Here is a 22,247-nt window from a genome sequence, read left to right as displayed (position 1 = left end):
CACCGGTCAAAACGATTGCCTGCCCCCTTGATCGGACAGGCTGCCCCCCTATGTCCGATGGCCCCCCGCAATCGAGGATCGCTCCCCATGCCCACCGTATTCACCCGCTTTCTGCCCCGTCTCGTTCTGGTCGCCGCAGCGGCTGCCAGCCTCGCCGGTTGCGGGGTAAACTGGCCCCCGTGAGGGCCGTTTCACCAAACCTTAACCACGCCCGCCCGTTGATTGCCAGCGTGTTTCCAATTCGGCAAGATGCGAGGCCATATCGACCAACAACCTTGATCCGGCTCCCCTCTGCGCTATGTCACAGGGGCATCTGCAACGAGGTCTGTCTCCCATGTCCCGCATGTTCACCCGCTTCCTGCCCCGCTTTGCCCTGGCCACGGTGGCTGCGGCCAGCCTTGCCGGCTGCGGTGTCAACTCGATCCCCACGTCCGAGGAAAACGCCAAGGCCAAGTGGGCCGAGGTCCAGAACCAGTACCAGCGGCGCGCCGATCTGGTTCCCAACCTAGTCGCCACGGTCAAGGGCTATGCCAAGCAGGAACAGGATACGCTGGTCAAGGTGACCGAGGCGCGCTCGAAGGCCACCTCGATCCAGATCACCGCTGCCGACCTGACCGACCCTGACAAGGTCGCCGCCTACCAGAAGGCGCAGGGCGAACTCTCGCAGGGTCTTGGCCGCCTGATGGCCAATGTCGAGGCCTATCCCGACCTCAAGTCGAACGAGAACTTCCTCGCGCTGCAAAGCCAGCTCGAAGGCACCGAGAACCGCATCGCCGTCGCCCGCCGCGACTACAACGACGCGGTCCAGTCCTACAACACGACCATCCGCACCTTCCCGGCGGTGATCGGCGCCAAGGTGATCTATGGCGCCAAGCCGATGGTGCCGTTCCAGGCGACGACCCCCGGCGCCGAGGAAGCGCCCAAGGTGAAGTTCGACTAAACCACCGTGAACCGCCTCAAACTCCTGTGCCTCGGGATGCTCATGGCCGGGCTGGCGTTCCTCGCCGGTCCGGCCATGGCCCAGACATTCCCTGCGCTCAGTGGCCGGGTCGTCGACGAAGCCCACCTGCTCACGCCCGAGCAGGCCGGCGCGCTCGACGCCAAGCTGGCCGCGCTCGACCAGCAATCGCAGCGCCAGCTCGTCGTCGCCACGATTCCCGATCTTCAGGGCTATGAAATCGAGGACTATGCCAATCGCCTGTTCCGCACCTGGAAACTGGGCGACAAGGATCGCAACGACGGCGCCCTGCTGATCATTGCCCCCACCGAGCACAAAGTGCGGATCGAGGTCGGCTATGGCCTCGAAGGCATCCTGACCGACGCCCTCTCGGCGATCATCATCCAGCGCGAGATCGTGCCCCGCTTCAAGGCGGGCGACTATGCGGGCGGGATCAACGCGGCAACCGACCAGCTGATCGCCCAGCTCAAGCTCCCCGAAGACGAGGCCCGCAAGGTCGCCGCGCAAGCTGCCCTGCAACAGAAAAAGGCCAGTGAGCCCCATTTCGACGCGGGCACGGTCGTCTTCCTGGTGATCTTCCTCGTCTTCTTCGTGCTGCCCTTCCTGCGCGCGATGCGCGGGGGCGGGCGCCGCTATGGCGGGGGACCGGGCGTGTTCATCTTCCCCAGCGGTGGCTGGGGTGGTGGCGGCGGTTCCGACTGGGGCGGCGGCGGTGGCTGGGGAGGCGGCGGGGGCGGCTTTTCCGGCGGTGGCGGCAGTTCGGGCGGCGGTGGCGCCTCGGGAGGATGGTGACCATGCTGATCAGCGCGCAGGACAATACCCGCATCGCCCGCGCCGTAGCCAGTGCGGAGGCGCAGAGCGCGGGCCAGATCGTCACCGTGATCACCCCGCGCAGCGACAGCTATGCCGATGTCGCGCTGGCATGGTCGGCCTTTATCGCCTTCCTCGCGCTGGCCGCGCTCGAAGCCATGCCCGGTTTCTATGTCGGGCTGGTCGATCGGGCACTGGGCCTGTGGGCCAGCGAATGGACGGCGCGGTCCTATTTCGGGCTGGCGCTGAGCATCGCCGCGCTCAAGTTCGCCGGAACGCTGGCCGTGCTGCAATGGCAGAAGCTGCGCCTGTGGCTCACCCCGGCGCCGATCCGACACGCGCGCGTCCATGCCCGTGCGCTCGCCGCCTTTCGCGTGGGCGCGGAAAGCCGCACGAGCGGGCGCACCGGGGTCGTCCTGTTCGTCTCGCTGGCCGAACACCGTGCCGAAATCATCGCCGACCATGCGATTGCCGACAAGGTCGATCCCGAAGTCTGGGGCGAGGCGATGGCTGCCCTGCTCGGCCCCTTGCGCGAAAACCGGCTGGCCGAGGGCATGGAAGCCGCCATCGCCCGGATCGGCGCCGTCCTTGCAGAAACGACCCCGCGCATGGCCACCACCACCAACGAACTGCCCGACGGACCGATCCTGCTATGAGCCTTGAAGACGAATATCGCGACAACCCGGAGGAAACCCGCTGGGAAGGCCGCTTCATCGTGGCGCGCACGCGGGGCCGCTGGGAATATGTCGGGCGCAGCCGCAATATCCGCGCCGCCGTCATCCTCGCGATCACCGAGAACCGCGAGGTCGTGCTGGTCGAACAGTTTCGCGTGCCGCTGGGGCGCCCCTGCATCGAGCTTCCCGCGGGCCTCATCGGCGACGATGACAGCAGCGCGGGCGAAGACGCCGCCAGCGCCGCCGCGCGCGAGCTGGAAGAGGAAACCGGCTATCGTCCCGCGCGGATGGAAAGCCTTGGCGAATTCTGGTCCTCGCCGGGCATGGTCTCGGAAAGCTTCACCCTGTTCCGCGCCCATGGCCTGACCCGCGTTTCGGCAGGCGGCGGACTGGAAGACGAAGGGATCACCGTCCACCACGTCCCCCTCGACGCGATTCCCGCCTATATCGCCGATTGCCGCGCCAAGGGCATGGCTGTCGACGTCAAGATCCTCACCCTGCTGGGCCCGCAACTCCTCGCGGGATGAAAGCACGCTGCCGCGGGCGCATGAGCGGGGCAAACCCCGCCAGCGCCCCCAGCCCCAGCCGCGCGGCAACCTGCTCCATCGCCAGCGGCACCGCCACCGACAAAGCCCAGATCGCGATCATCACCGGCACCAGCGGCGCACCGGGCGCCAGCTTGAACACCAGCGCGCGCAAGACCGATCCGACCATGACATGAACGAGATAGATCGGCAGCGAATGACGCCCGAGAAAGGCCAGCAACCTGCTGTCGGCCCAAGTCGCCAGGCATAGCACCGCATAACATGCGCACAGGCTGACCGGCGCAAACAGGCTCCAGCGAATGTCGATCCCGCTGCGCACGCTGAGCCATGCGCCCCCCAGCGCCACCACCACCGCCGGAACGAACCACCCTGCCCGCACAGGCGGGAATCCGCCCCACCGGGCCAGCAGCGCCCCGGCAAAGAAGAACGCGGGCCAATAGGTCGCATTGTCGATGGTCACGCCCAGCGTATCGGGCGGAAGATCTGCCGCCAGCGCGGCCAGATTGAGGGCAAGGAACGCCCCGGTCATCAGCGCCACCCGCCCGCGCGCCAGCACCATCAGCGCAATGCACCCGATCAGGTAGAGCAGGAACCAGAAATGCTGGAGCGGGATCACCGGCAGCAGCACGAACTGGCGCAGCGTGATCGTGTTGTTGGCCCCCGGCACCAGCAGCAGCAAGACCCCGCTGATCCCCGACCACAACAGGTAGGGCCAGTAGAGATTGACCGCGCGCGGGGCGAAATCAGCCCAGGTCCGCACCCGATCCGCCAGAAAATAGCCCGAGACCAGAAAGAAGACCTGAACGTGAAAACCATAGGCCAGCCGGTCGGCCAGATCGAGCGCGAACCCCGGCGCAAGGTGGCCAGCCTGCACCATCCCGCGTGTCATGTGAAAAAAAGCCACGGCCAGGATCGCTATTCCGCGCGCGCCGTCGATACCCGACAGCCTTGCCTGCTCTCCCTGCTTGGCCACCATGCTTCTCCTGCCACCGAACGGACAGGACATGCTGGCCGATCAACCGCCTTCCGGCACGCGGGCGGTCCCCCCGATCATGCCACGAGTTCGCCCCGGCTGTCGATTGTTGCCGGCACGGGCCCGTCTTTTTGCCCGCCGGCACGGCGGCGGCGCCTTTGCCGAAGCTTGAACCAGGCCTGACAGGGACGCTCCACCCCCTGATGCACGGCTATCGCCAACCCGCCCATGGCCGCCGCCAGAGCCCCCAGCAACAGGCAATAGGCCCCCGAATCCAGACCGCGCGGCAAGGCCGAAATCAACGCCAGTCCGATGTTCTGATGCAGCAGATAGAGCGGATAACTGCTCAGCCCGATCCCCACCAGCGCCGGGCAACCCAGCCAGCGCATCGCATGGGGCTGCATGGCCAGACGGGTGAGCGCGCCCACGATCACCAGTGTCACGACCCCCTCTGCCGCCCCCTCGCGCGCGGCCTGCATCACGGCCACCGCCGCGAAGACCGCGCCATAGCCCGCATGCTCCCACCGGCGCGCCCATCCCTGTGCCCGCTGCAAGCCCTGAAGCACGACCCCGAAACACAGCAGGGGCAGATGGCGGGGAAAGAACAGCCAGCCTGCGACGCCACCGGACAAGCCGGTCCCCCACCCCCGGCCAAAGGCCAGCCGGTCGAGCGCCAGCAGGGCCAGAACGGCGCAGCCCCCCAGCGCGACATTGCGGACGAAATGCACCCTCCCCCCGACAAAGTAGATGGCGGCCGACCACGCATAGAAGCGCACTTCGGTAAACAGCGACCAGTAGACCGTGTCGATATAGGCCGCGCCGGGCCAGAACGGTCGCCAGAGCGCAGGATCGGTGAACGTGAGCGAGGGCAGGAAACCCGACAGCCCCGTGCGCCGCACTTGCGTGAACGGGGTATCGATCGCGTGCACGACGAGGAACGTCAGCACCGAGCACACCGCCATCGCCGGGACCAGCCGCACCAGGCGGCGCACGGCAAATTCGCGCCAGTCGGCGCTGCTTTGCAAGGTCCGCGCGATGACGAACCCCGAGATGATGAAGAACAGATCGACCCCCAGATGCCCGAGCCGCAGCAGGCCGGGCCGGGGCACGTCATACGGGACAAGCCCCGGAAACCGCCCCAGATAGTGATAGACCAGCACGGCCCCGATGGCGGCCCCGCGCATTCCGTCCCATTGGCCAAGCCGCCGCATGGGCGCCCCGGACAGACGGGACGGGCGGCTCATCGCCCCTCCTCCCTGCAATCTTCCTTCCCGCTGGGTCCGCCCCCCTCGCGCGAGACCGCGCGGTAGAGCCCCGCTGTGCGCGCGGCCACTTCGTCCCAGCGGAACGCATCGACGATCCTGCCCCAATCCTGCCGCGGGGACCGCCCGCTATCGGCGCCCCCGGCAAGGCGGTCCTGCCGGTCGGCCTCCAGCGCCGCGCGCAAGGCCTCCGCCAGCGCGGGCACATCGCCGCAGGGGAAATAGCATGCCTCGGGCAAACCCAGATTGCGGTTGGCCGCAATCGCGCTGGCCACCACCCGGTTGCCATAGGCCATGGCTTCGAGCAGGGCGATCGACAGGCCTTCATGGCTGGACGGCAGCGCGAAGACCCCGGCATGGCTGTACAATTCGGCCAGCGGACGCCCGCTCTGCAATCCGGCCAGAACGACCCTGGGGTCGGCCGCCGCACGGGCCTGCACCTGCCGGCAATAGGGGCTGTCGTGATCAGCACCGCCCACCAAAACCAGCCGGATGGCGGGATCGGCGATCTGCGCCAGTGCCTCGATCAGGTCGAGCTGGCGCTTTTCGGGCACGAGACGCCCCACGCTCAAAATATACCGCCCCGGTTCGAGCCCCAGAGGCCTGAGCGCCTCACATCCCGGCACGGGGCCTGCCACGCAGACCCCGTTGGGAATGTAGGCAAACGGACGCCGAAACCTGTCATCGAGCGAGGCGCGCAGCGAAGGCGAGATGACGATGCGCCCTTGCGAAAACCGCGCCCCCGCCGCCTCGCCCAGACGCAGGACCGCACGCGCAGCCGCCCCCCATTTCTCGCGGCGGTAATCCTCTCCATGGTGGGTCATGACGACCACAAGCCCGACCAGTCGCGCCAGTGGCGCCACGATAGAGGGGCCGATGGCGTGGATATGCACGATGGCCGGACGCCGCCAGGCGGCATAGGCCACCGCCAGCAGCGAATGGACCAGCGCCTCGGCCCAGACCACGCGCGGCGCCCACAAGGATCTGACCGTAATGTTCCGTCCGCGTTCGTGCCGCCCCGGCTGATAGGGGGAACGGGTGACGATCTCGACCCTGAGCCCCATGCGATCCAGTTCCCCGGCCAGCCTGTCGACGTGGTTTTCGACGCCGCCCTGCCCCTCGCCGACGCTGCGCAGACCGATCATCATGATGTCGGGCCGCGCCTTGCGCCTGCAAGAGACGGGCATGGCGGGCGCAGCGAGGGCCGCAAACGCCGCCATCGGGCGCCCGGCCATTTCGGCCCCGGCAGCCTGCGGCATAGCATCTGCGCCCTGAAGCCCCTCAACCCCGCCTTCTGCATGCCGGAGGCGCTCCGGGGACGCATGCCGCCCCCGCACGATCCCGCAAGGGACTGTCTGGATCGAATGGAACGCAGCCATGGTGTTCCCCTTTCCTCTTCCCGGCGCGGCCCCCTCTCCCGGGTTTACACACGCTCTGTTCTTATCGTTTGCTCCAAACCGCCCCCGCCCCACCGGACACGGCGAGACAGCCCCCTTGGGCAGCCCTTTCACGGGACGATGGAGAGCGAAGACGGGATGTTCGCGATAATGCCAGCGCCATGCCCAACAGGCGCCGGTCCCAAGCGACCCCTTAGAGCCAGAACCAAAAGTCCTGCGGGTCGGGCTCTCAGATCAAGCGCAAAAGCCCAAAAGATTGCCAGTCAATGCCTTAAAACACCCACATCCTGTCGATGCTAAGCTGAAAATCTTAGTTAACACCCTTAGAATTTAGGCGAATCGCTCCTGCATGTACACTCGCCCAGCTGCAAATATTTCATCCGTTTGCGATATAAATAACATGATGCAATCACACATTTCTTTCGCCTTCCTGCAAAGTCCGAGCAGGATCTTGCGGGAAAAGCAGGCAGGCCGTGCGCCAGGCGCGTGGCACATCGGTGCGGCGACGCCCGGGCAGGCACCACCGGGCATCTCCCCGCAGCCGACTGGAGAGCAGCAGGCTCAGGACATCGACCCGGAAGTGAAACACCCCATGACACCAGAAACAGCACACGATCGTCGTGAAAGTGTAGAGGTCGTTGTAATTGATCAGATAGGTGCCCGAGACATTCATCATCAGATACATCACCAGCCAGGCCACGCCGAACGCGCGCAAGTGATCGGCGATGCGTCGCGGGAAGGCCACGAGGCACACCGCCATCATGGCCGGGGGCAGTAGCGCCAGTACGAGGCCCACCGCCCCCAGATCGAGCAGGGTGTTGATATAGCCGTTGTGCGCGTGGCCGATCACGATCAGCTTGAGCTGCGCGAAATAGGCCTGCGCGCCCGCCGCCCATCCGGTTGCATAGCCCTGACCGATCAGGGGATGAAGGGCATAGAACCGCCAGGCCACCTCCCAGATCAGCGAGCGCCCCGACATGTCGCCCCCGCGCCCCACCGACGCGAAGACCCCGCCTGCGATCAGCCTCGACACCCCCGAGAGCATGACCAGCCCAACCAGCCCCGCCATGCCCAGCAGCAGCAGGCAACGCACCGCCCGCCCCATCGGAATGGCAAAGAACCACGCTCCGCCAACCGCCAGCGGGATGATCAAAAGCACTTTGGCCGATCCGCTCATCATCGCCAGCCCCATGCCTGCCAGCACGAGGCCCGGCCGCAGCCAGCGCCCGCGCAGGAAAACCCGGCCAAATGTAAGCAGGACAATGATCGCCAGAGCCAGCGTGCGGGCCAGTTCGTTCTTGTGGGCATACGAGCCGCGCAGGCGCCCGGCATGTTCCGCAACGCCGGCTTCCCCGGCCTGATGGACCGCATAGACCGGCAGTGCCAACCGCAAGGCCAGCGTGATCACGATCAGCCCGACGCTGCAATGGACCAGCACCCGCGCGATGTCGCGCGCCGGGATCGTGGTGGCAATCGCGCAGGAAACCATGACCGTGCCCACGAAGGCCACCGCGCGCCGCATCCCCAGATCGGGCATCGGGCTCCACAGCGGCGAGAGCGCAACCCAGAGCGCCAGCAGGCCATAGCCGACCAGCGGCGGACTGATGGACAGGCGCCCCTGCAACTGGCGCTGCACCAGCCCCCACAGCCCCAGCATGGCCCCGCCCAGATAGACCGCAATCCCCAGCGCCTGCACCATCGGCGCCTCGCCCACATCGCGGAAACTGCCGGAATTGCCCGACAGGGGACGCGTGATCGCGCCACTGAAATAGACGACAACGCAATAGACATAGAGCCGGGGCACGACGCCTGAGAGACTGAATGTCCCCTCGACCACCGTGGCCAGTCGCCAGGGCCTTTGCGCCCAGGGAACACGCCCATCCCCCTCGCTGCCCTGCGCGATCATCCGTTCCGCCGGTGCTCCATCGCACGGGCGAACAAGGCCTCGTAACGGCGCGATACGGCCTCGATCGCAAAGTCCCTTGCCCGTTCCCGCGCGCGCGCCGGATCGACAGGATCGGCCAGAGCCCGCGCCATGGCACGGGCCAGCGCGGCCACGTCGCCGACCGGAACCAGATGCCCGAAAGCCCCGGAGCCCAGAATCTCGGCCCCGCCGCCCGGCGCATCGGTGGCCACGACCGTCCGCCCGAGCGCGAGCGCCTCGGCGATCACATTGGGGAACCCCTCGAAGCGGGACGACAGCACGAAGAGGTCGGCGCGGGCCAGACAGGCCTCGGGCCGGTTGCGGAAACCGGGCATGTGAACCCGCCCGGCAATGCCCAGCGACAGGCACAGCGCCTCCAGTTCGGCGCGCAGCGGGCCTTCGCCAAGGATCAGCAGGTGGGGCGCACCTTCAAGACGGGCAAAGGCGCGCAGCAGGGTGGGATAGTCCTTTTGCGCAACCATCCGGCCCATTGCCACAATGACCGGCCCGGAAGGGGGCCAATCGCCAGACAGGTCTGGCTCGTGCTCCCTCCCGGTTTGGGGAAATGGCTCTGTTTCGGGAAATGGCACCGGGTTGAGCGTGGTCATGACCCGCTCGGGTGAGAGGGCGGCATAGGCGATGATATCCTGCGCCACATCGCCCGCGACACAGCCCACACCATCGGCCCGGCGATAGGCCGCCCGAAGCAGCGGCGGAAACAGCGCGCGGCGCAGGCGGTCGCGCCCGGCGATCTCGCGCGTGGTGTGATTGCGCACGAGGCAGGCCACCGCCGTGCACGGCGACCACAGCCGCGCGGCCCAGAGCCCGGCGACATTGGGGCCAAGCAGGGCCGTGGCCAGAAAAGCCGGGCGCCGCCGCCGCAACAGCATCCCCAGCCGCGGCCAGGCCAGCGCGGTAAACCGGCTGCCCAGCGCCACGATCTCGACGCCGGGCACAACCTTCTCGACCACCGGACCGCGCACCGCATTGACGATGATCGTGACCTTGCGCCCCTGTGCGTGCCAGTGATTGGCAAGCCGCACGAGCGCATTTTCTGCGCCGCCGCCATGGAAAGCGGGCATGTAGAGCAGGATCGGCACCTCTGCCGCGAGGGGCGGCGCCATGGCGCCATCGGTTTGACAGGCGTTTTCACCCGTCTCGTCGTGCACGCGCCAGTCGGCTGGTGCCCCCTGCCGCTGCGCAATCGCTCCGCCCATATGCCGCCTCCCGAGACCAGGGACTGCGCAAGGCGCGCCCTCGTTCGTCTTGCGGAAAGCCTATCGTAAATCAAACAGTCAACAAACAACCGTATTGGCACAAAGTTAAGTTCATGATTTGAAAACCACGATCTATATCCACCGCGACAATAAAGCAGGATTCGGGTCGTGATTCGATGTTGATTCGACAAACCCTGCTCTATCTGCCCGCCCAGATCGTGGCCCCTCTCGTCCAGTTCGCCTCGATTCTGGTCTGGGCTCGCCTGATGACCCCGCGCGACCTTGGTGTGGTCACGCTCACCATTGCGGTGCAAGAGGTTTATTTTGCGCTGTTTTTCGGATGGTGGCAGCGATACGTGCTGCGCTTCGTGCGCACGTTTGCCGACACCACCGCCCGGCGCCAGTTTCTGGGCTGCGAAACCCTCGCCCTGCTCGCATCGGGCGCCGCGCAAAGTCTGGCCGTGGTGCCACTGGCCGCAGCACTGGAAGGCGGCCTGCCCGATCCGGCCATGCTCGCGCTCGTCGAAGGGTTCATGATCACCCGCTCGACCAGCGCCTACTTTGCCGACCGTGCCCGTGCCGAAGCGCGGATCGCGCTCTACAGTCTCGTGCAGACTTGCGGGCCGATGGCCGGATTTGCCATCGGGGTGCTGCTGTTGCTGGCCCACGGCTCATCGGCGCAAGCGGTCCTGCTCGGCTTCCTGCTTGCCCAGGGCCTCGGGCTGGTTGCCGCACTGGCGATGAGCGATGCCTTGCGCCGTCCACCTGCATACGACCGCCCGGTTTTTCACACCGCCATCGCGTTCGGGGGCGCGGTGATGATCGCCACCCTGCTGGCCACGCTGGCCTTTGCCCTGCCCCGCTTCATCGTGAGCGGCGCGCTGGGCATGGCGGCGATGGGCACGTTCGCGGTGGGCTATGGGCTGGGCCTGCGCGCCTCGTCGTTTGCGGTCACGCTGGTGACGGCCGGGGCCTATCCGCTGGTAGTCCGGCGAATGGAACAGGAGGGGATCGAGGCCGCCTCTGCCCAGTTGCGGCAGAACATGGTGCTCGTGGCGCTGGCGGTCATGCCGGTGGCCTGCGGCCTGCTCGCCATCAACCGGCTGATCATCGACGTGCTGGTCGAAAGCCGCTTCCGCGAGGCGACTGCCAGCATCCTGCCGCTGGCCACGATTGGCGGGCTGTTTCGCTATCTGCGCGCGCACACCAGCGATCAGGTCTTCGCGCTGTGCCTGCGCCCCGGCTATGGAACCGCGATTGCCGCGCTCGACATCGTGGTGGCTGCGGCCTCGACATGGATCGGCCTGCGCTGGCTGGGGCTGGCGGGAGCCGCACTCGGGCCAATGATCTCGGGCCTGTGCACGCTGCTGGCCAGCTTCGCACTCTCGCGCAGGCGCTTCGGGTTTCACGCCCCGCTCGGCACTTTTGCGCGGATTCTGGCCGCGGCAACGCTGATGGGACTGGGCGTCCGGGCCATCCCGCTGGTCCATACCGCGCCGATGCTGCTGCTGGCGATCGGGCTGGGCGTGCTGTTCTATGGCGCGGCGCTGGGGCTGGCGATGCCGCGCGAGGCGCGCGGCCTTCTTGCCACGCTGGCAGCACGCCTGCGCGCCAGACGCGCGCAGCGACCGGCCTGAAAGCCCCCCCGCGCCCGCTCCCGCCCCCGAAAGTCCTGCTGCGATTCAAGTGCGCCGGGCGCCTGCCTAGTGCTGCTCCCATGGGCCTTTCAGGGAGCATCGCACATGGCATCACAGGATATGGGCGCCGACATCATCGTCGGCCAGGACTGGACCGATCTGACACTGGCCTATCCGGCGCTCGCCAATGTGCCCACGTGGATCCAGTGCCGGGGATCGGTGCCCGCGCTGGTCGCCTATTCGGCGTCGGGACAGGCCCCCGTCCAGGGCGGGTTCCTTGTCGGTCAGGGGGACGCCTTTGGTGGCAGCGCCCCGCACATCTGGGTGCGCACGCTCAACTACCCCACCATCATCACCGCAGGAGTGGCCTGACATGAGCATGGGCAATCTCGCCTTCGCGCAACTGGGCTCGCTGCGTACCCAGGCCGGACAGGCTCTCGACGCCGCGCGGTCCCCCGGCCTGCACTGGGCCGCGACCTATCGCGGGCCGCTGGCCGACGATCCCCTCGCGCTGGCGACCGCCGCGCCGGGTGTGACGATGGGCGCCGTGGGCGCTGGCACGACCATTTCGGGCGGGCTGGCCATTGCCAATACCGCCGCGCAGATCACCCGCCTTGGCGCCTGGCAGGCCACCTCCGACAGCGTGTTCATCGCCTCGGACCGAACCGGCGGGCGCATCCGCTTCAACCTGTTCGGCCCCCGCGTCGATGTGCGGGTCGCCCGTTCGACCACCAGCACGCGCGGTTTCTCGATTCTCGTCGATGGCAAGCTCCTGACCCGCACCCCGTTCGATCAGGCCGTGGCCGCCTTTGCCGCCAAGTCCACCGCATCGAGCGCGCGCCAGTGGATGCAGATCGACTTTGGCGCCAACACCCAGACTTATGCCCTCGTGCGCGCAAGTGTCGGCGTGGCAGGCACCGGCTATGCCGTGGGTGACACCATCACCGTTGCAGGCGGCACATTTGCCAGCCCTGCCGTGCTGCGGGTCACCGGGGTCAATGCCGGAGCGGTGACCAATGTCTGCGTGCAGACCCCCGGCTCCTACACGCTCCCGCCCAATGCCCCGCTCGCCCAGTCCACCACTTCAGGCAGCGGCACCGGCTTTCAGGCGACCGGCCCGATCTGGCAAAAACTCCAGAGCACCGCGACCAGACGCCTGATCGAGATCGTCTTCGATTATGGCACGATGTTCGGCGGGCTGACCCTGCCCCCCGGCAGCGCAGTGACCGCCGCCGATCCGGTCTCCTCGCCCAAGCTGGTGATCGCGGGCGACAGCATCACCGAATATCTGATGGCCGACTATGCGGTGGGAACATGGGCCTGGCAGGTGGCGCGGCGCCTGAACCTTGCCGAACGCTTCGTTCCCTATGGCACGGCAGGGCGGGGCTGGCTGATGAGCACGCCCTTTTCGCTCGATGTGGCCGGAATCATCGCCGAAGCGCCCGATTTCCTCGTGATCGCGCTGGGCACCAACGATGCGCTCGGCGCCGTCGATCCGGCCACGCTGACCGCCACCGTCACCGCCCGCCTCAACGAATTGCGCGCCGCCCTGCCCGCCGTGCGGATCGTGGTCGCCGGGCCTTTTGCCGGGGATGGCAGCGGAACCGCCACCGCCGCGATTGCCGCAGGGGTTGCCGCCGCCAATGCCCCCCAATGGCTGCGCTTCATCGATTTTCGCGCGCTCGGGGTCTATTCGGAAACCAGCCCCTGGGCCTGCGTCGGCAATACCCCCTCGACCACTGACGTTCACCCCAGTCAGGCCGGGCATGATGTGATCGGCGCGGCGCTGGCCCCGCTGATCGGGGCCGCGTTCAGGGAAATGGCGCTGGTCCTGTGAACCGGGAGTGGCTGCACGAAACACAACAAAATAAGAGAGTTAATGAAGGGGGCATGGCCCCCTTCACCCCATTATCCTTGGCGGACGTGGTGTCTGTGGCTATGGTGGGTATGACACCATGCTGCCGTTCGGGGGGCTAGGCTTCGCGCAGGCGCAGCATCAGCAAGGCTCCCGCCGCGGCCAGCGAACCCAGCGCCATCACCACCGAAACCGTCAGCAGCGACAAACCGGCGGCATGGAACAGCTCGCCCGCCAGAATCGGCGATCCTGCCGCCCCGATGCGCCCCGCGCCAATGGCAAAGCCCGTGCCCGTCGCGCGGACCCTGGCCGGGAAACCATGGGCAAAGGCGGCATAGAAACCGACCATCGCCGCATTGGTGGTAAAGCCCGTGCAGAACACTGCAAAGCGCCAGCCATCGAGCGAGGACGCCCCCAGACCAAACACGCAGACCGCCAGACTGCCCGCGACCAGCACACCAATCGTCGGCCACTTGATGCCGAAACGGTGCATCAGCAGGCCAAACAGTCCGCCCCCCAGCGCCCCGCCCAGATTGGCCCAGACCAGCACACTGGCCGCCTGTGCCTGCGTATAGCCGAAATCGGCGACGATCTTGGGGCTCCACTTGAGGATGTAGTAGAACGTCACGCAGTGGAACGCATAGCCCAGTGTGAGCAGGACCGTCGTGCCGACAAGGCCGGGCCGCAGGATGTCGAGCAGCCCCGCGCGTGCCCCCGCCGGTTCGACAGGGGGCAACGCAAGGGCGGCAGGAAGCCGGAAGGCCGCGAGCGAGCGGTTGATCCGTGCCAGCGCATCGGTCGGGCGGCGGGCGAGGAACCACGCGGGTGTCTCGGGCACGAAGACATGGACGAGCGGCAGGAAACAGGCCGTGGCCAGTGCGCCAAAGGCAAAGACATGGCGCCATTCCCCGCTGCGCAACAGGACAGCGGCGATCATGCCGCCCACCGTCGCCCCCAGCGGATAACCGATCACCATCAGCGAAAGCGCAAGACTGCGCCCCTTCACGCTGCTGATCTCGGCCACCACGGCATTGGTCGCGGCCAGCATGCCGCCGATGCCCAGCCCGGTCAGCAGGCGCCAGCCGCCCAGCATGGCCGGGCCTGTCGCGGTTGTCGCCAACCCCATGCCCAGGGTCATGACCACGAGGCACGCCAGGATCGTCGGGCGTCGGCCAAAACGGTCGGCCGCCCCGCCCATGACAATCGAGCCGAACCCCATCCCGATCAGCTCCATCGAGAGCACCACGCCCAGCGCATCGCGCCCCACCCCCCATTCGCGGGCGATCCCCGGCGCGGCAAAGGCACTGGACAAGACATCGAACCCGTCGAGCGCATTGAGGCCGATCATCAGGGCCACCGCCACCCACTGGCGCAGCCCCATCGGAGAATGATGGATTACCTCGCGCGGATCGTCACGCAGCCGATTGTCGAACAGCGAATCATCGCGCATCAGGCCTCTCTCTCCCGTGTCATGTGCTGGCCACCGTTGAGGTACGCCGTATTGTTATGCACTATAACACGATTCAGGCCTCTGGCTACTCGTGAATGCGGGAGAGCAATGCGATCAGGGTCTTGACCTCGGCATCGGAAAAGTTCCGCTTCACCCAGGCCTCGTGCTCGCCGATGGCCAGCTTGGCCCGCGCGAGCATGGCATGGCCTTCGGGTTCGAGGTGGAGCGCCTGCTTGCGCCCGTCGTGCGCCGAACGGTCGCGCCGTAGCAGGTGCTTGGCCTGAAGCCGGTTGATGATCGCCATTGTCGTGGCGCGGTCCATCTGGAGCCGCTGGGCCAGATCGGTCTGGGCGATGCCGGGATGATCATCGACCAGCCAGAGCACCGAGACCTGCTTCTGCGTGAGACCGAGTTCAGCGAACGTCTCGGTGAAATGGCGCAGGCAGACCCCGTGGGCAAGGCGGATGTGGAAGCCCAGAATGGCGTTGATCGCGCCGATATCGGCGCGGTCATGGTCCTGCTGATTTCCGCCCTGCGGATCGGTTTGCGCTTTGGTCATGGGGGGCTCCCCTGCCACTGCCGGGCCTGTCAAAACAAGTCGGGATGGCGCAGCATCAGCGCCTGCGCGAGGATCAGCGTCTTGGCATCGCTCAACCTGCCCGCCACGACCAGATCACGCAAGGCATCAAGACCCATCTCGATCACGGTGATGCATTCATGCTCGCCCTCGGCCCCGCCGCCTGCCCCCACGCGGTCGGTGGCGGCATAGCGGGCCAGGAACAGGTCGATCCGCTCGGTCGAAATCGGCGGAAGCGACCACATCTTGCACACCGGTTCCAGCGCGTCGAGGCGAAGGCCCGCCTCCTCCATCGCTTCCTCGCGGATACGCGCGGCCGGATCGATCCCGTCGAGTGCGCCCGCGATGGCCTCGATCAGCGGCGCCTCCCCCGCCTCCAGCACCGCCGCGCGCGGCTGGGTGATGACCATGCACGTGCGCCGCACCGGATCGTAGGGCAGCACGGCCACCGCACTGCCATTGTCGAGCAGATGCCGCTCCACACGGGCGCCATCGGGCATGGCCACCTCCAGCCGGTGCAGGCGATACCACCCATCATAGACCAGCGTGCGCCCGACGATCTGTGCGCTCTGGCCATTTGCGCCGGGGCTTGCGCCGCTCACGCCACCTTCTTTGCGATCAGGTCGACCAGCGCGCGCACATCGGTCAGCTTCTCGATCTCGTTCGAACGGATCTTGATCTCGAAGGCTTCCTCGACCGCAAGGATCAGGTTGATGTGGGTGAGCGAGGTCCAGTCCTCGACATCGTCGGCGGTCATGTCGTCGCGCAGCACGAGATCGTCATCAAAGAAGATATCACGAAAAATGCCGGTCAACGTGGTGACGATATCCTCGCGGGTCATGCTTGTCCTTTCCTTGAAACCTGTTCAGGCGGCTTGCGCCAGATCACCTGCCCCGGCACGCCAAACACCGTGGCGCCGGGTGGCACATTGCCGGTGACCACCGTGTTCATCCCCACCGTGGCCCCGTCGCCCACCTTGAGCTTGCCGACAATCCGCGCGCCGGGCCGCACGGTCACCCCGTTGCCGATCACCGGCACGTCGGTATCGTTGGAATAGCCGATGGTCACCTGCTGGTTCAGCCAGAAATCGGCGCCAATCGAACGCGCGGCGACAATCGTGGCAAAGCCGTGCTGAATGAAGCACCCCGGCCCCAGCTCGTCGATATAGAGCTGAAGACTGTCGAGGCGCGGCATCATCCAGCCATAAAGCCCGGCCAGCGGCAGCCGCAGATAGGCCAGATTGCGATATTCGCGATAATAGACCATCAGCCAGCAATGGCGCCAGAGCAGCGCCCCGCCCGACAGGCGCTCCTCCTTGAACAGGATCAGCGCCCAGCGGCGGATGTCGGCCCGGATCGGCGCATCGACAGCGCCGAGCATCACCGCCACAAGGCTCGGCCAGAGCCGCACCAGATTGAGCGCCACCCACCCCTGCTTGATCAGCCGCTTCATCACGCCCCCTTCATGCGCCCGGCTCGGGCACGATGCGGATCGCGCCAGCCAACTCCGCCGCGCCGTCCCGCCCCGCCAGATCGAACCGCCAGCGCGTGGCCCCGGCTGCCTCTTCTCCCGCACCGGCAAGACGCGCAAACCCCAGCCCGGCATAATGGTCGCGCACCATGCCATTGCGCCCGCTCGGCAGATAGAGCCCGTCCAGCGCCCGCGCGCCCATCGCCCGCGCCGCCTGCGCCAAGACCGCCAGACACGCCGCCTCGACCCCGCGCCCCAGCACCCGGCAGCTCATCAACCAGGCATCGAGGACCAGCACATCGGTCTCATCTGCTCCGGGCGTGGCCACCACAATCGCGATCACGCCATTGTCGCCATAGCGGTCGCGCAGGCGGAACTGGAGCACCAGCGCATGCGGATCGTCGATCAGGGCGGCCAGTTGCGCCTGCGTATAACGCCGCGTGGTCAGGTTGAACTGGTTGGTCTTGGCTGTCAGCTGGGCCGCGCGGGCAAGGCCGAGGCTGTCGACCCGCTGCCATTCGAGCACCATGTCGAGCCCGGCCAGATAGGCGCCCAGATCGGTCGCCTGCGCGCGCGCCGCCTCGCGCGCGGCCCTGGCTGCATAGAGCGCGGTGCGCCCGGCATCCTCCTGCGTGAGCGCCAGCGCCTCGAAATAGCCCGCCCGCGCCAGCCGCTCGGCATAGAATGCGGCATCTTCGGGCATCTCGGGCACGCGCACCATCGGCAGGGTCTGGCGCACCAGCTCGCGCTCGAACGGATTGTCGTCAACGAATACCAGCGCGTCGAGCCCGATACCGATCCTTTCGGCAATACGGCGCAGATTGGTCGCCTTGTCGTCCCAGTTGGCGAGGAAGGCGGTAATATGCTCGCGCCGCAACAGCATGTCGGGGTGCTTCTCGAACGGCAGCAGGGCATTGGCCTCGTCGTTCTTCGAACAGACCGCCAGAATGACCCCGCGCTCCATCAGGCCGAGCACATGGCGCTGGAACGCCAGAAAGGCCTCGCCCTCGGGGCTGCCCTGCCCCAGCGCGATCCCTTCCAGCCCGTCGTCGCCGATCACCCCGCCCCACAGCGTGTTGTCGAGATCGAGCACCAGACACTTGGCCGACCGCCCGCGCCGCGCCGCCACCAGCCGCATCGCCAGCTCGCCATAATGCTGCGCAGCAAGCGGCGAGACCTCCTGCCGCGCCTTGAGCCACAACACCCGGTCGTGCCAGACGGCCAGCCCGTCGGCCGCCGCCGCCTCGTCGAGCGCCAGCACATCCACCCCGGCCGCATCGGCCTCCCCGCGCAACCGCCGGTTGAACGCAGCGACCAGATGCGCCGGAGAGCCCGCCAGCCGATGCTCGTTCCCTCCCATCAGCGCGGGTAACCGGGGCAAGGCCGCCTGCTGGATCACTTGCGCGCCGGTCGCGCCGATCAGCGTGGCCCACCCCTCGCGCAGCCGGGCAAAGGTTTCCTCCAGCCGCACCTCGCCAGCCGGATCGACCCCCTCGCCCACCAGATGCCCGGCATCGAGCGCCAGCAACACGGCATCGGGCGCAAAGGCCCGCAAAGGACCATCCGCATCCATGATCTCGTGCCAATACTGGCCATACTCGCCACGAAAGATCTCAAGCGCAAAACCATGGCGCACCCCCGCCACCCGCAATCCGGGCAACAGATGATCAAGGCTGGCCGAGCCCAGCACCGCCAGCCGCAAAGGCGCAAGCCCCCCGCGCTCCAGCCCATCCTGCCCGAGGGAGCGCAACTGGCGATCCACCTTCAGCATCTGCGAAAAGGAAAGATCACGCTGTGCCAACAGACCAAGGCCCGCAGCGAGCGCCGCCTGCCCTTGCCCGGTTCCATCCTCGACAAGGGCCGGCAGATCGCTGCCGCGCACCAACCAGTCGAGCCCCCCAACTGCCCCCACTGCCATCGCTGTGTCTCCAACGCTCCGCGTCCAGGCGGGCCACTGATCCGGCCCGATGCGCCATATGGGCCGCATTTGGGGGTTCAGCACCAATCTCCTCGCTGCTACAATGCCCGCTGCATTGCGGCAAGGATGCACTGCAGCAAGGGGATCGCATTGAAAATCTGGCGTTGGGCAGCAGGCGGTGTGGCCGCTGCGGGATTACTGGCAACTGGCGCACTGTGGGCCACCGCGCCCAAGGCAGGCCCGGATCAAACCTTGCTTCCTCCCAAGACCCCTTACACGAAGGGCGCCTACTTCGCCTATTCGCAGCCCTGGGGCGCCGAACGCTCGGGCCTCACCAACTGGTGGTCACCGCTCGCCACCTCGATGGGCATCGACACCACGCACTTCCCCGACAACACCACCGCCCACTGGCGCTGGCCTCCCTTCGCCCCGCGCAACGGGCCGGGCGTGTGGTCGTACCAGGCGGTCATGCACGGCAACTATGATGGCGGCGAAACCGAAACCCCGATCCCGCCCCGCCGCGTCCATGATGTCCATACCTATACGCAGGACTTCGCCTGGACCATCGACGAGGCCCACGGCTCCGCCAATGTCCTGACCGAATTCTACCTGCGATCGAGCCCGACCGATTCGGAATCCAAGCTCCTTGAAGTGGGCTGGCTGCTCCACACCCCCGAACATTCGCGCAAATACTTCGAAGCGGCCCGCAAGGTCGGCACCTATACCGACCCGCAGGGCCGCACCTGGGACGTGCGGATCGACGCCAAATACTGCATGTTCGCCCCCCAGCAGCAGTCCGACATCCCCAAGGGCACCATCGACATGCGCGCCGCCCTCGCCTGGCTCCAGCAAACCGGCCTCATCACCGGCAACGAATGGCTCTGGGGCGTAGCCCTGGGCGCCGAAGCCATCTCCGGCACCGGCCAAGTCTCAATCCAGCACTGGTCCGTCAAACGAGTATGATGCACACTGAGCCCGCAAAATTCACCGGGGTTGTGTGCCTGACGCAACTTTTGCGTTCTGAACCGTAAGCAGGCACGCGGGATCACGCCCATTGGGCGGGGCGATTTACGGTATCGAAGTTTGCGGATGAAGGAGGAAGGGTTCGATACGATGGGCCTTGCCCGCCGGTCAGGTGACCAAGTGGGGAATCCTGTCGAGCGCCACCTGGAGGATTTTCTGATATGGGCAGGCTGTCGGCCATTGAATGCGGATCATGGTCTTCAATTCGACGACGCGGGCAGCGATCTTGATGAGGCGCAGGCGCAGCGTGTCGAACTGAAGGGCGCGCCAGACCGAGCGCTTGGGCATGGCGGCGCGCAGGCTCCACATCAGCCAATAGGCTCCCGCGTGGAGGAACAAGCGAAACTGGTTGGCGACAGCCCTGGTGCAGGATGTGCGGTCGGCAGCGAGGTGGGTTTTCCAGGATTTGATGTGATTCTCGGCCTGGCCACGGCGGCAATAGATCTGGGCACCTCCATTTACCGATCGGATTTGACAGCGAAGGCGTGATGACGGCGCACTGACCTGAGCGCGAGTGCTGAACCGCGCAATTTTCTCGGCATTTTGGTGTGCCAGCCTGGGTATGCGGGCCGGATATCCGCTTTCAGGCCGCAATTATCCGGCTGCTGCCCGCGTCTCGTGAAAGACCAGGCTGTGCATATTGAACGCCAAATTCGCGAGCGTGATTTTCGCCTCGGCGCGCTTGATGCCGATGGTGCGGATGAACAGGCCCATTTTGGCCTTGCTGATGCGCAAAAACATGCTCGACCTAGCAGGCTGCGGAAATAGGCCCTGTCTGGCGGGTCCTATGCCCCCGTTGATGCGATGCACGGCGGGACTGAGCCCCGTTTTCCGTCTGATGCGCGCCGATCCGGGCCTTTCACCTCCCATTTGGCGCTCACCGGGCGCATTTATCCTGTCGCCAGGAGCTTTGGCAGGCGCACCAAGTTGTAGGCGGCGGCGGTCAGTGTGAAGGCCCAGCCCACGCGCGGCAGCCCTCGGTAGCGAGTCTTGCGCAGATTGCCGCAGGTCTTGGCCCAGCCGAAGACCTCCTCGATCCGCTTACGGATACGGATGCTGGCGGCATAGCCAGTGTGCCGGGAGGTGCGGCCGTCGATGGCCGAACGTCGGTTGGCGGTGTTTTGCGCGACATGGGGCGTCACATTCAACGCGCGCAGATTGGCAACGAAATCGGCGGTGTCGTAGGCTTTGTCGGCGCCCAGCGTGATGCGGTGGCAGCCGTCCAGACGCTCCAGCATGGTCAACGCCGCCTCGCGCTCGGCGGTGCCTGTGGCGTGGGTCAACGTGGCATCGATCACTAGGCCGTGGCGGTTTTCCATCAACACATGGCCCATGTGGCACAGCTTTGCGGCTTGCCCACGTGCCTTCTTGAACAGGCGTGCGTCCGGATCGGTGGTTGAGGCATGGGTGGCATTGCTGCGCTTCTCGCCGTGGAAATCGCGTTCGACGTTGCGCCCTTTGCGTTTGGGCGGCAGCGGGTCGTCATCGTCATCGGAGCAGTCGCCCGCATCCTTGGGCGTGAAGCTCTTCATGCTGGCCCAGGCTTCGATCAGCGTGCCATCGACCGAGAAATGTTCATCTGAAAGCAATACTGAAGCGCCCCGGGTTTCCCGGAGGCATTTTCAATTGAGTCATGCAACCATATCGAGGGTCTCTCTGGCTGCATAGTAGTTTGCCTCGGCCTCGGCGGGCGGGATGTAGCCGATGGGGCCGAAAAGGCGCTGGTTGTTGAACCAATCCACCCAGCGCAGGGTTGCTATTTCGACTGCCGATGCGCTTGGCCATGACCTCTGACGCCAGATCACCTCGGTTTTGTAGAGGCCATTGATGGTCTCGGCCAAGGCATTGTCATAGCTGTCGCCGACGCTGCCGACCGATGGCACGAGGTTGGCTTCGGCCAGACGCTGGGTGTAGTTCATGGCGAGATATTGAACGCCCCTGTCGCTATGGTGGATCAGGCCATCTTCCGGCCCTGGCCTGCGGGCGTGTATCGCCTGTTCCAAGGCGTCCAGCACGAAGCCGGCGGTAGCCGACGTGCTGACCTTCCAGCCCACGATCCGGCGGGCATAGGCGTCGATCACGAAAGCTACATAAACGAAGCCGGCCCAGGTGTGGACGTATGTAAAATCGACCACCCACAATGCGTTGGGACGTTCAACGCGGAACTCGCGATTGACTTTATCCAATGGGCACGGGGCTTTCGGATTGCTGACCGTGGTGATCGTCGTCTTGCCACGCCGAATGCCCGCCAGCCCCATGGCCGCCATCAGGCGCTCCACGGTGCACCGGGCGACAGCCACGCCATCGCGCAGCAACTGGTGCCAGACTTTGCGCGCTCCATAGAGCCCGGAACTGGCCTCGTGGACGCGCTTGATCTGCGCCTTGATCTCGTCATCACGACGGGCACGCGCGGGGCGCCTGCCAGGATCGGCCAGGCGACGTGCATGTTCATGGTAGGAGGACGGGGCGATCGCCAACTCATGGCAGATCGGCTCGATACCCAGATCCTCACGATGGGCGTCGATGAACGACATCATCATTTCTCGCGGCGGTCGAG

The 22,247-nt window shown here is 66.4% G+C and carries 20 protein-coding genes, 3 pseudogenes and 1 other annotated feature (1 of these 24 only partly in view); of the genes and pseudogenes, 8 read left to right on the top strand and 15 right to left on the bottom strand.

Translation table 11 applies throughout. The features are described from left to right. The first annotated feature begins 343 nt into the window (after positions 1 to 343). From SBI20_RS14035 to SBI20_RS14020, 4 genes are read left to right on the top strand one after another with little or no spacing between them, the layout of a single operon-like run. The gene (locus tag SBI20_RS14035) at positions 344 to 940 is read left to right on the top strand and encodes a LemA family protein (RefSeq protein ID WP_317976145.1); all 597 of its coding nucleotides are present in this window, start codon (positions 344 to 346) and stop codon (positions 938 to 940) included. A gap of 6 nt (positions 941 to 946) precedes the next feature. Then, the gene (locus SBI20_RS14030) at positions 947 to 1,750 is read left to right on the top strand and encodes a TPM domain-containing protein (protein ID WP_411911528.1); all 804 of its coding nucleotides are present in this window, start codon (positions 947 to 949) and stop codon (positions 1,748 to 1,750) included. A 2-nt stretch (positions 1,751 to 1,752) separates the two neighbouring features. Continuing rightward, positions 1,753 to 2,424, top strand: coding sequence for a TPM domain-containing protein (locus tag SBI20_RS14025; RefSeq protein WP_317975597.1), 672 nt, complete (start codon positions 1,753 to 1,755; stop codon positions 2,422 to 2,424). Beyond that, on the top strand, positions 2,421 to 2,969 hold the full coding sequence (locus SBI20_RS14020; protein ID WP_317975596.1) for an NUDIX hydrolase: 549 nt from the start codon (positions 2,421 to 2,423) through the stop codon (positions 2,967 to 2,969). Before SBI20_RS14025 ends, SBI20_RS14020 begins: the two co-directional genes overlap by 4 nt. Here SBI20_RS14020 and SBI20_RS14015 read toward each other — a convergent pair. From SBI20_RS14015 to SBI20_RS13995, 5 genes are all read right to left on the bottom strand, one after another. After that, entirely contained in the window at positions 2,935 to 3,963 is a 1,029-nt protein-coding gene (locus SBI20_RS14015; RefSeq protein ID WP_317975595.1) for an acyltransferase family protein, read from the bottom strand. The two genes, SBI20_RS14020 and SBI20_RS14015, sit on opposite strands and share 35 nt — an antisense overlap. Before the next feature lie 74 nt (positions 3,964 to 4,037). Next, positions 4,038 to 5,204, bottom strand: coding sequence for an acyltransferase family protein (locus SBI20_RS14010; RefSeq protein WP_317975594.1), 1,167 nt, complete (start codon positions 5,202 to 5,204; stop codon positions 4,038 to 4,040). After that, a complete protein-coding gene (locus tag SBI20_RS14005; RefSeq protein WP_317975593.1) occupies positions 5,201 to 6,481 on the bottom strand; it encodes a glycosyltransferase family 4 protein in 1,281 nt (426 codons plus the stop codon). Before SBI20_RS14005 ends, SBI20_RS14010 begins: the two co-directional genes overlap by 4 nt. Positions 6,482 to 7,028: 547 nt before the next feature. Next, positions 7,029 to 8,525: an O-antigen ligase family protein gene (locus SBI20_RS14000; RefSeq protein ID WP_317975592.1), complete on the bottom strand. Its 1,497-nt coding sequence runs from the start codon at positions 8,523 to 8,525 to the stop codon at positions 7,029 to 7,031. After that, complete coding sequence (locus SBI20_RS13995) at positions 8,522 to 9,760, bottom strand: glycosyltransferase (RefSeq protein WP_317975591.1); 1,239 nt, start codon at positions 9,758 to 9,760, stop codon at positions 8,522 to 8,524. Before SBI20_RS13995 ends, SBI20_RS14000 begins: the two co-directional genes overlap by 4 nt. A gap of 176 nt (positions 9,761 to 9,936) precedes the next feature. Between SBI20_RS13995 and SBI20_RS13990 the strand changes: the two genes are divergently transcribed. From SBI20_RS13990 to SBI20_RS13980, 3 genes are all read left to right on the top strand, one after another. Further along, complete coding sequence (locus tag SBI20_RS13990; RefSeq protein ID WP_317975590.1) at positions 9,937 to 11,397, top strand: oligosaccharide flippase family protein; 1,461 nt, start codon at positions 9,937 to 9,939, stop codon at positions 11,395 to 11,397. A gap of 105 nt (positions 11,398 to 11,502) precedes the next feature. Then, a complete protein-coding gene (locus SBI20_RS13985) occupies positions 11,503 to 11,769 on the top strand; it encodes a hypothetical protein (RefSeq protein ID WP_317975589.1) in 267 nt (88 codons plus the stop codon). Between the two features lies 1 nt (position 11,770). Further along, positions 11,771 to 13,234, top strand: coding sequence for an SGNH/GDSL hydrolase family protein (locus SBI20_RS13980; protein WP_317975588.1), 1,464 nt, complete (start codon positions 11,771 to 11,773; stop codon positions 13,232 to 13,234). Positions 13,235 to 13,370: 136 nt separating this feature from the next. Here the strand turns inward: SBI20_RS13980 and SBI20_RS13975 are convergent, their stop codons facing one another. The 6 genes from SBI20_RS13975 to SBI20_RS13950 all read right to left on the bottom strand — a co-directional run bounded on the left by SBI20_RS13975 (position 13,371) and on the right by SBI20_RS13950 (position 18,667). Further along, a complete protein-coding gene (locus SBI20_RS13975; RefSeq protein WP_317975587.1) occupies positions 13,371 to 14,702 on the bottom strand; it encodes an MFS transporter in 1,332 nt (443 codons plus the stop codon). A gap of 85 nt (positions 14,703 to 14,787) precedes the next feature. Beyond that, positions 14,788 to 15,261: a MarR family winged helix-turn-helix transcriptional regulator gene (locus SBI20_RS13970; protein WP_317975586.1), complete on the bottom strand. Its 474-nt coding sequence runs from the start codon at positions 15,259 to 15,261 to the stop codon at positions 14,788 to 14,790. 29 nt (positions 15,262 to 15,290) lie between these two features. Further along, entirely contained in the window at positions 15,291 to 15,881 is a 591-nt protein-coding gene (locus tag SBI20_RS13965; protein WP_317975585.1) for an NUDIX hydrolase, read from the bottom strand. Further along, a complete protein-coding gene (locus tag SBI20_RS13960) occupies positions 15,878 to 16,120 on the bottom strand; it encodes an acyl carrier protein (RefSeq protein WP_317975584.1) in 243 nt (80 codons plus the stop codon). The genes SBI20_RS13965 and SBI20_RS13960 overlap by 4 nt, the downstream gene beginning before the upstream one ends. Next, on the bottom strand, positions 16,117 to 16,731 hold the full coding sequence (locus SBI20_RS13955; protein WP_317975583.1) for an LbetaH domain-containing protein: 615 nt from the start codon (positions 16,729 to 16,731) through the stop codon (positions 16,117 to 16,119). The genes SBI20_RS13960 and SBI20_RS13955 overlap by 4 nt, the downstream gene beginning before the upstream one ends. A 10-nt stretch (positions 16,732 to 16,741) precedes the next feature. After that, positions 16,742 to 18,667: an HAD-IIIC family phosphatase gene (locus SBI20_RS13950; protein ID WP_317975582.1), complete on the bottom strand. Its 1,926-nt coding sequence runs from the start codon at positions 18,665 to 18,667 to the stop codon at positions 16,742 to 16,744. 252 nt (positions 18,668 to 18,919) lie between these two features. Between SBI20_RS13950 and SBI20_RS13945 the strand changes: the two genes are divergently transcribed. Continuing rightward, the gene (locus SBI20_RS13945; RefSeq protein WP_317975581.1) at positions 18,920 to 19,630 is read left to right on the top strand and encodes a hypothetical protein; all 711 of its coding nucleotides are present in this window, start codon (positions 18,920 to 18,922) and stop codon (positions 19,628 to 19,630) included. 168 nt (positions 19,631 to 19,798) lie between these two features. Here the strand turns inward: SBI20_RS13945 and SBI20_RS13940 are convergent. From SBI20_RS13940 to SBI20_RS13925, 4 genes and pseudogenes are all read right to left on the bottom strand, one after another. Next, positions 19,799 to 20,242 (bottom strand): annotated as a pseudogene (locus SBI20_RS13940) (transposase); the annotation flags it as partial. Positions 20,243 to 20,284: 42 nt separating this feature from the next. Continuing rightward, a complete protein-coding gene (locus SBI20_RS13935; protein WP_317976168.1) occupies positions 20,285 to 20,431 on the bottom strand; it encodes a hypothetical protein in 147 nt (48 codons plus the stop codon). A 149-nt stretch (positions 20,432 to 20,580) separates the two neighbouring features. Further along, positions 20,581 to 21,279: pseudogene (locus tag SBI20_RS13930) on the bottom strand (IS5 family transposase); the annotation flags it as partial. A 42-nt stretch (positions 21,280 to 21,321) separates the two neighbouring features. Beyond that, a pseudogene (locus tag SBI20_RS13925) lies at positions 21,322 to 22,245 on the bottom strand (IS3 family transposase); the annotation flags it as partial. Further along, positions 22,155 to 22,247, bottom strand: a sequence feature (AL1L pseudoknot); it runs 21 nt beyond the window's last position. Its footprint overlaps the pseudogene before it by 91 nt.

The sequence above is a fragment of the Novosphingobium sp. IK01 genome (genome assembly GCF_033242265.1).
Classification (GTDB): domain Bacteria; phylum Pseudomonadota; class Alphaproteobacteria; order Sphingomonadales; family Sphingomonadaceae; genus Novosphingobium; species Novosphingobium pituita.
This window is presented reverse-complemented; position numbering and strand designations above follow the sequence as displayed.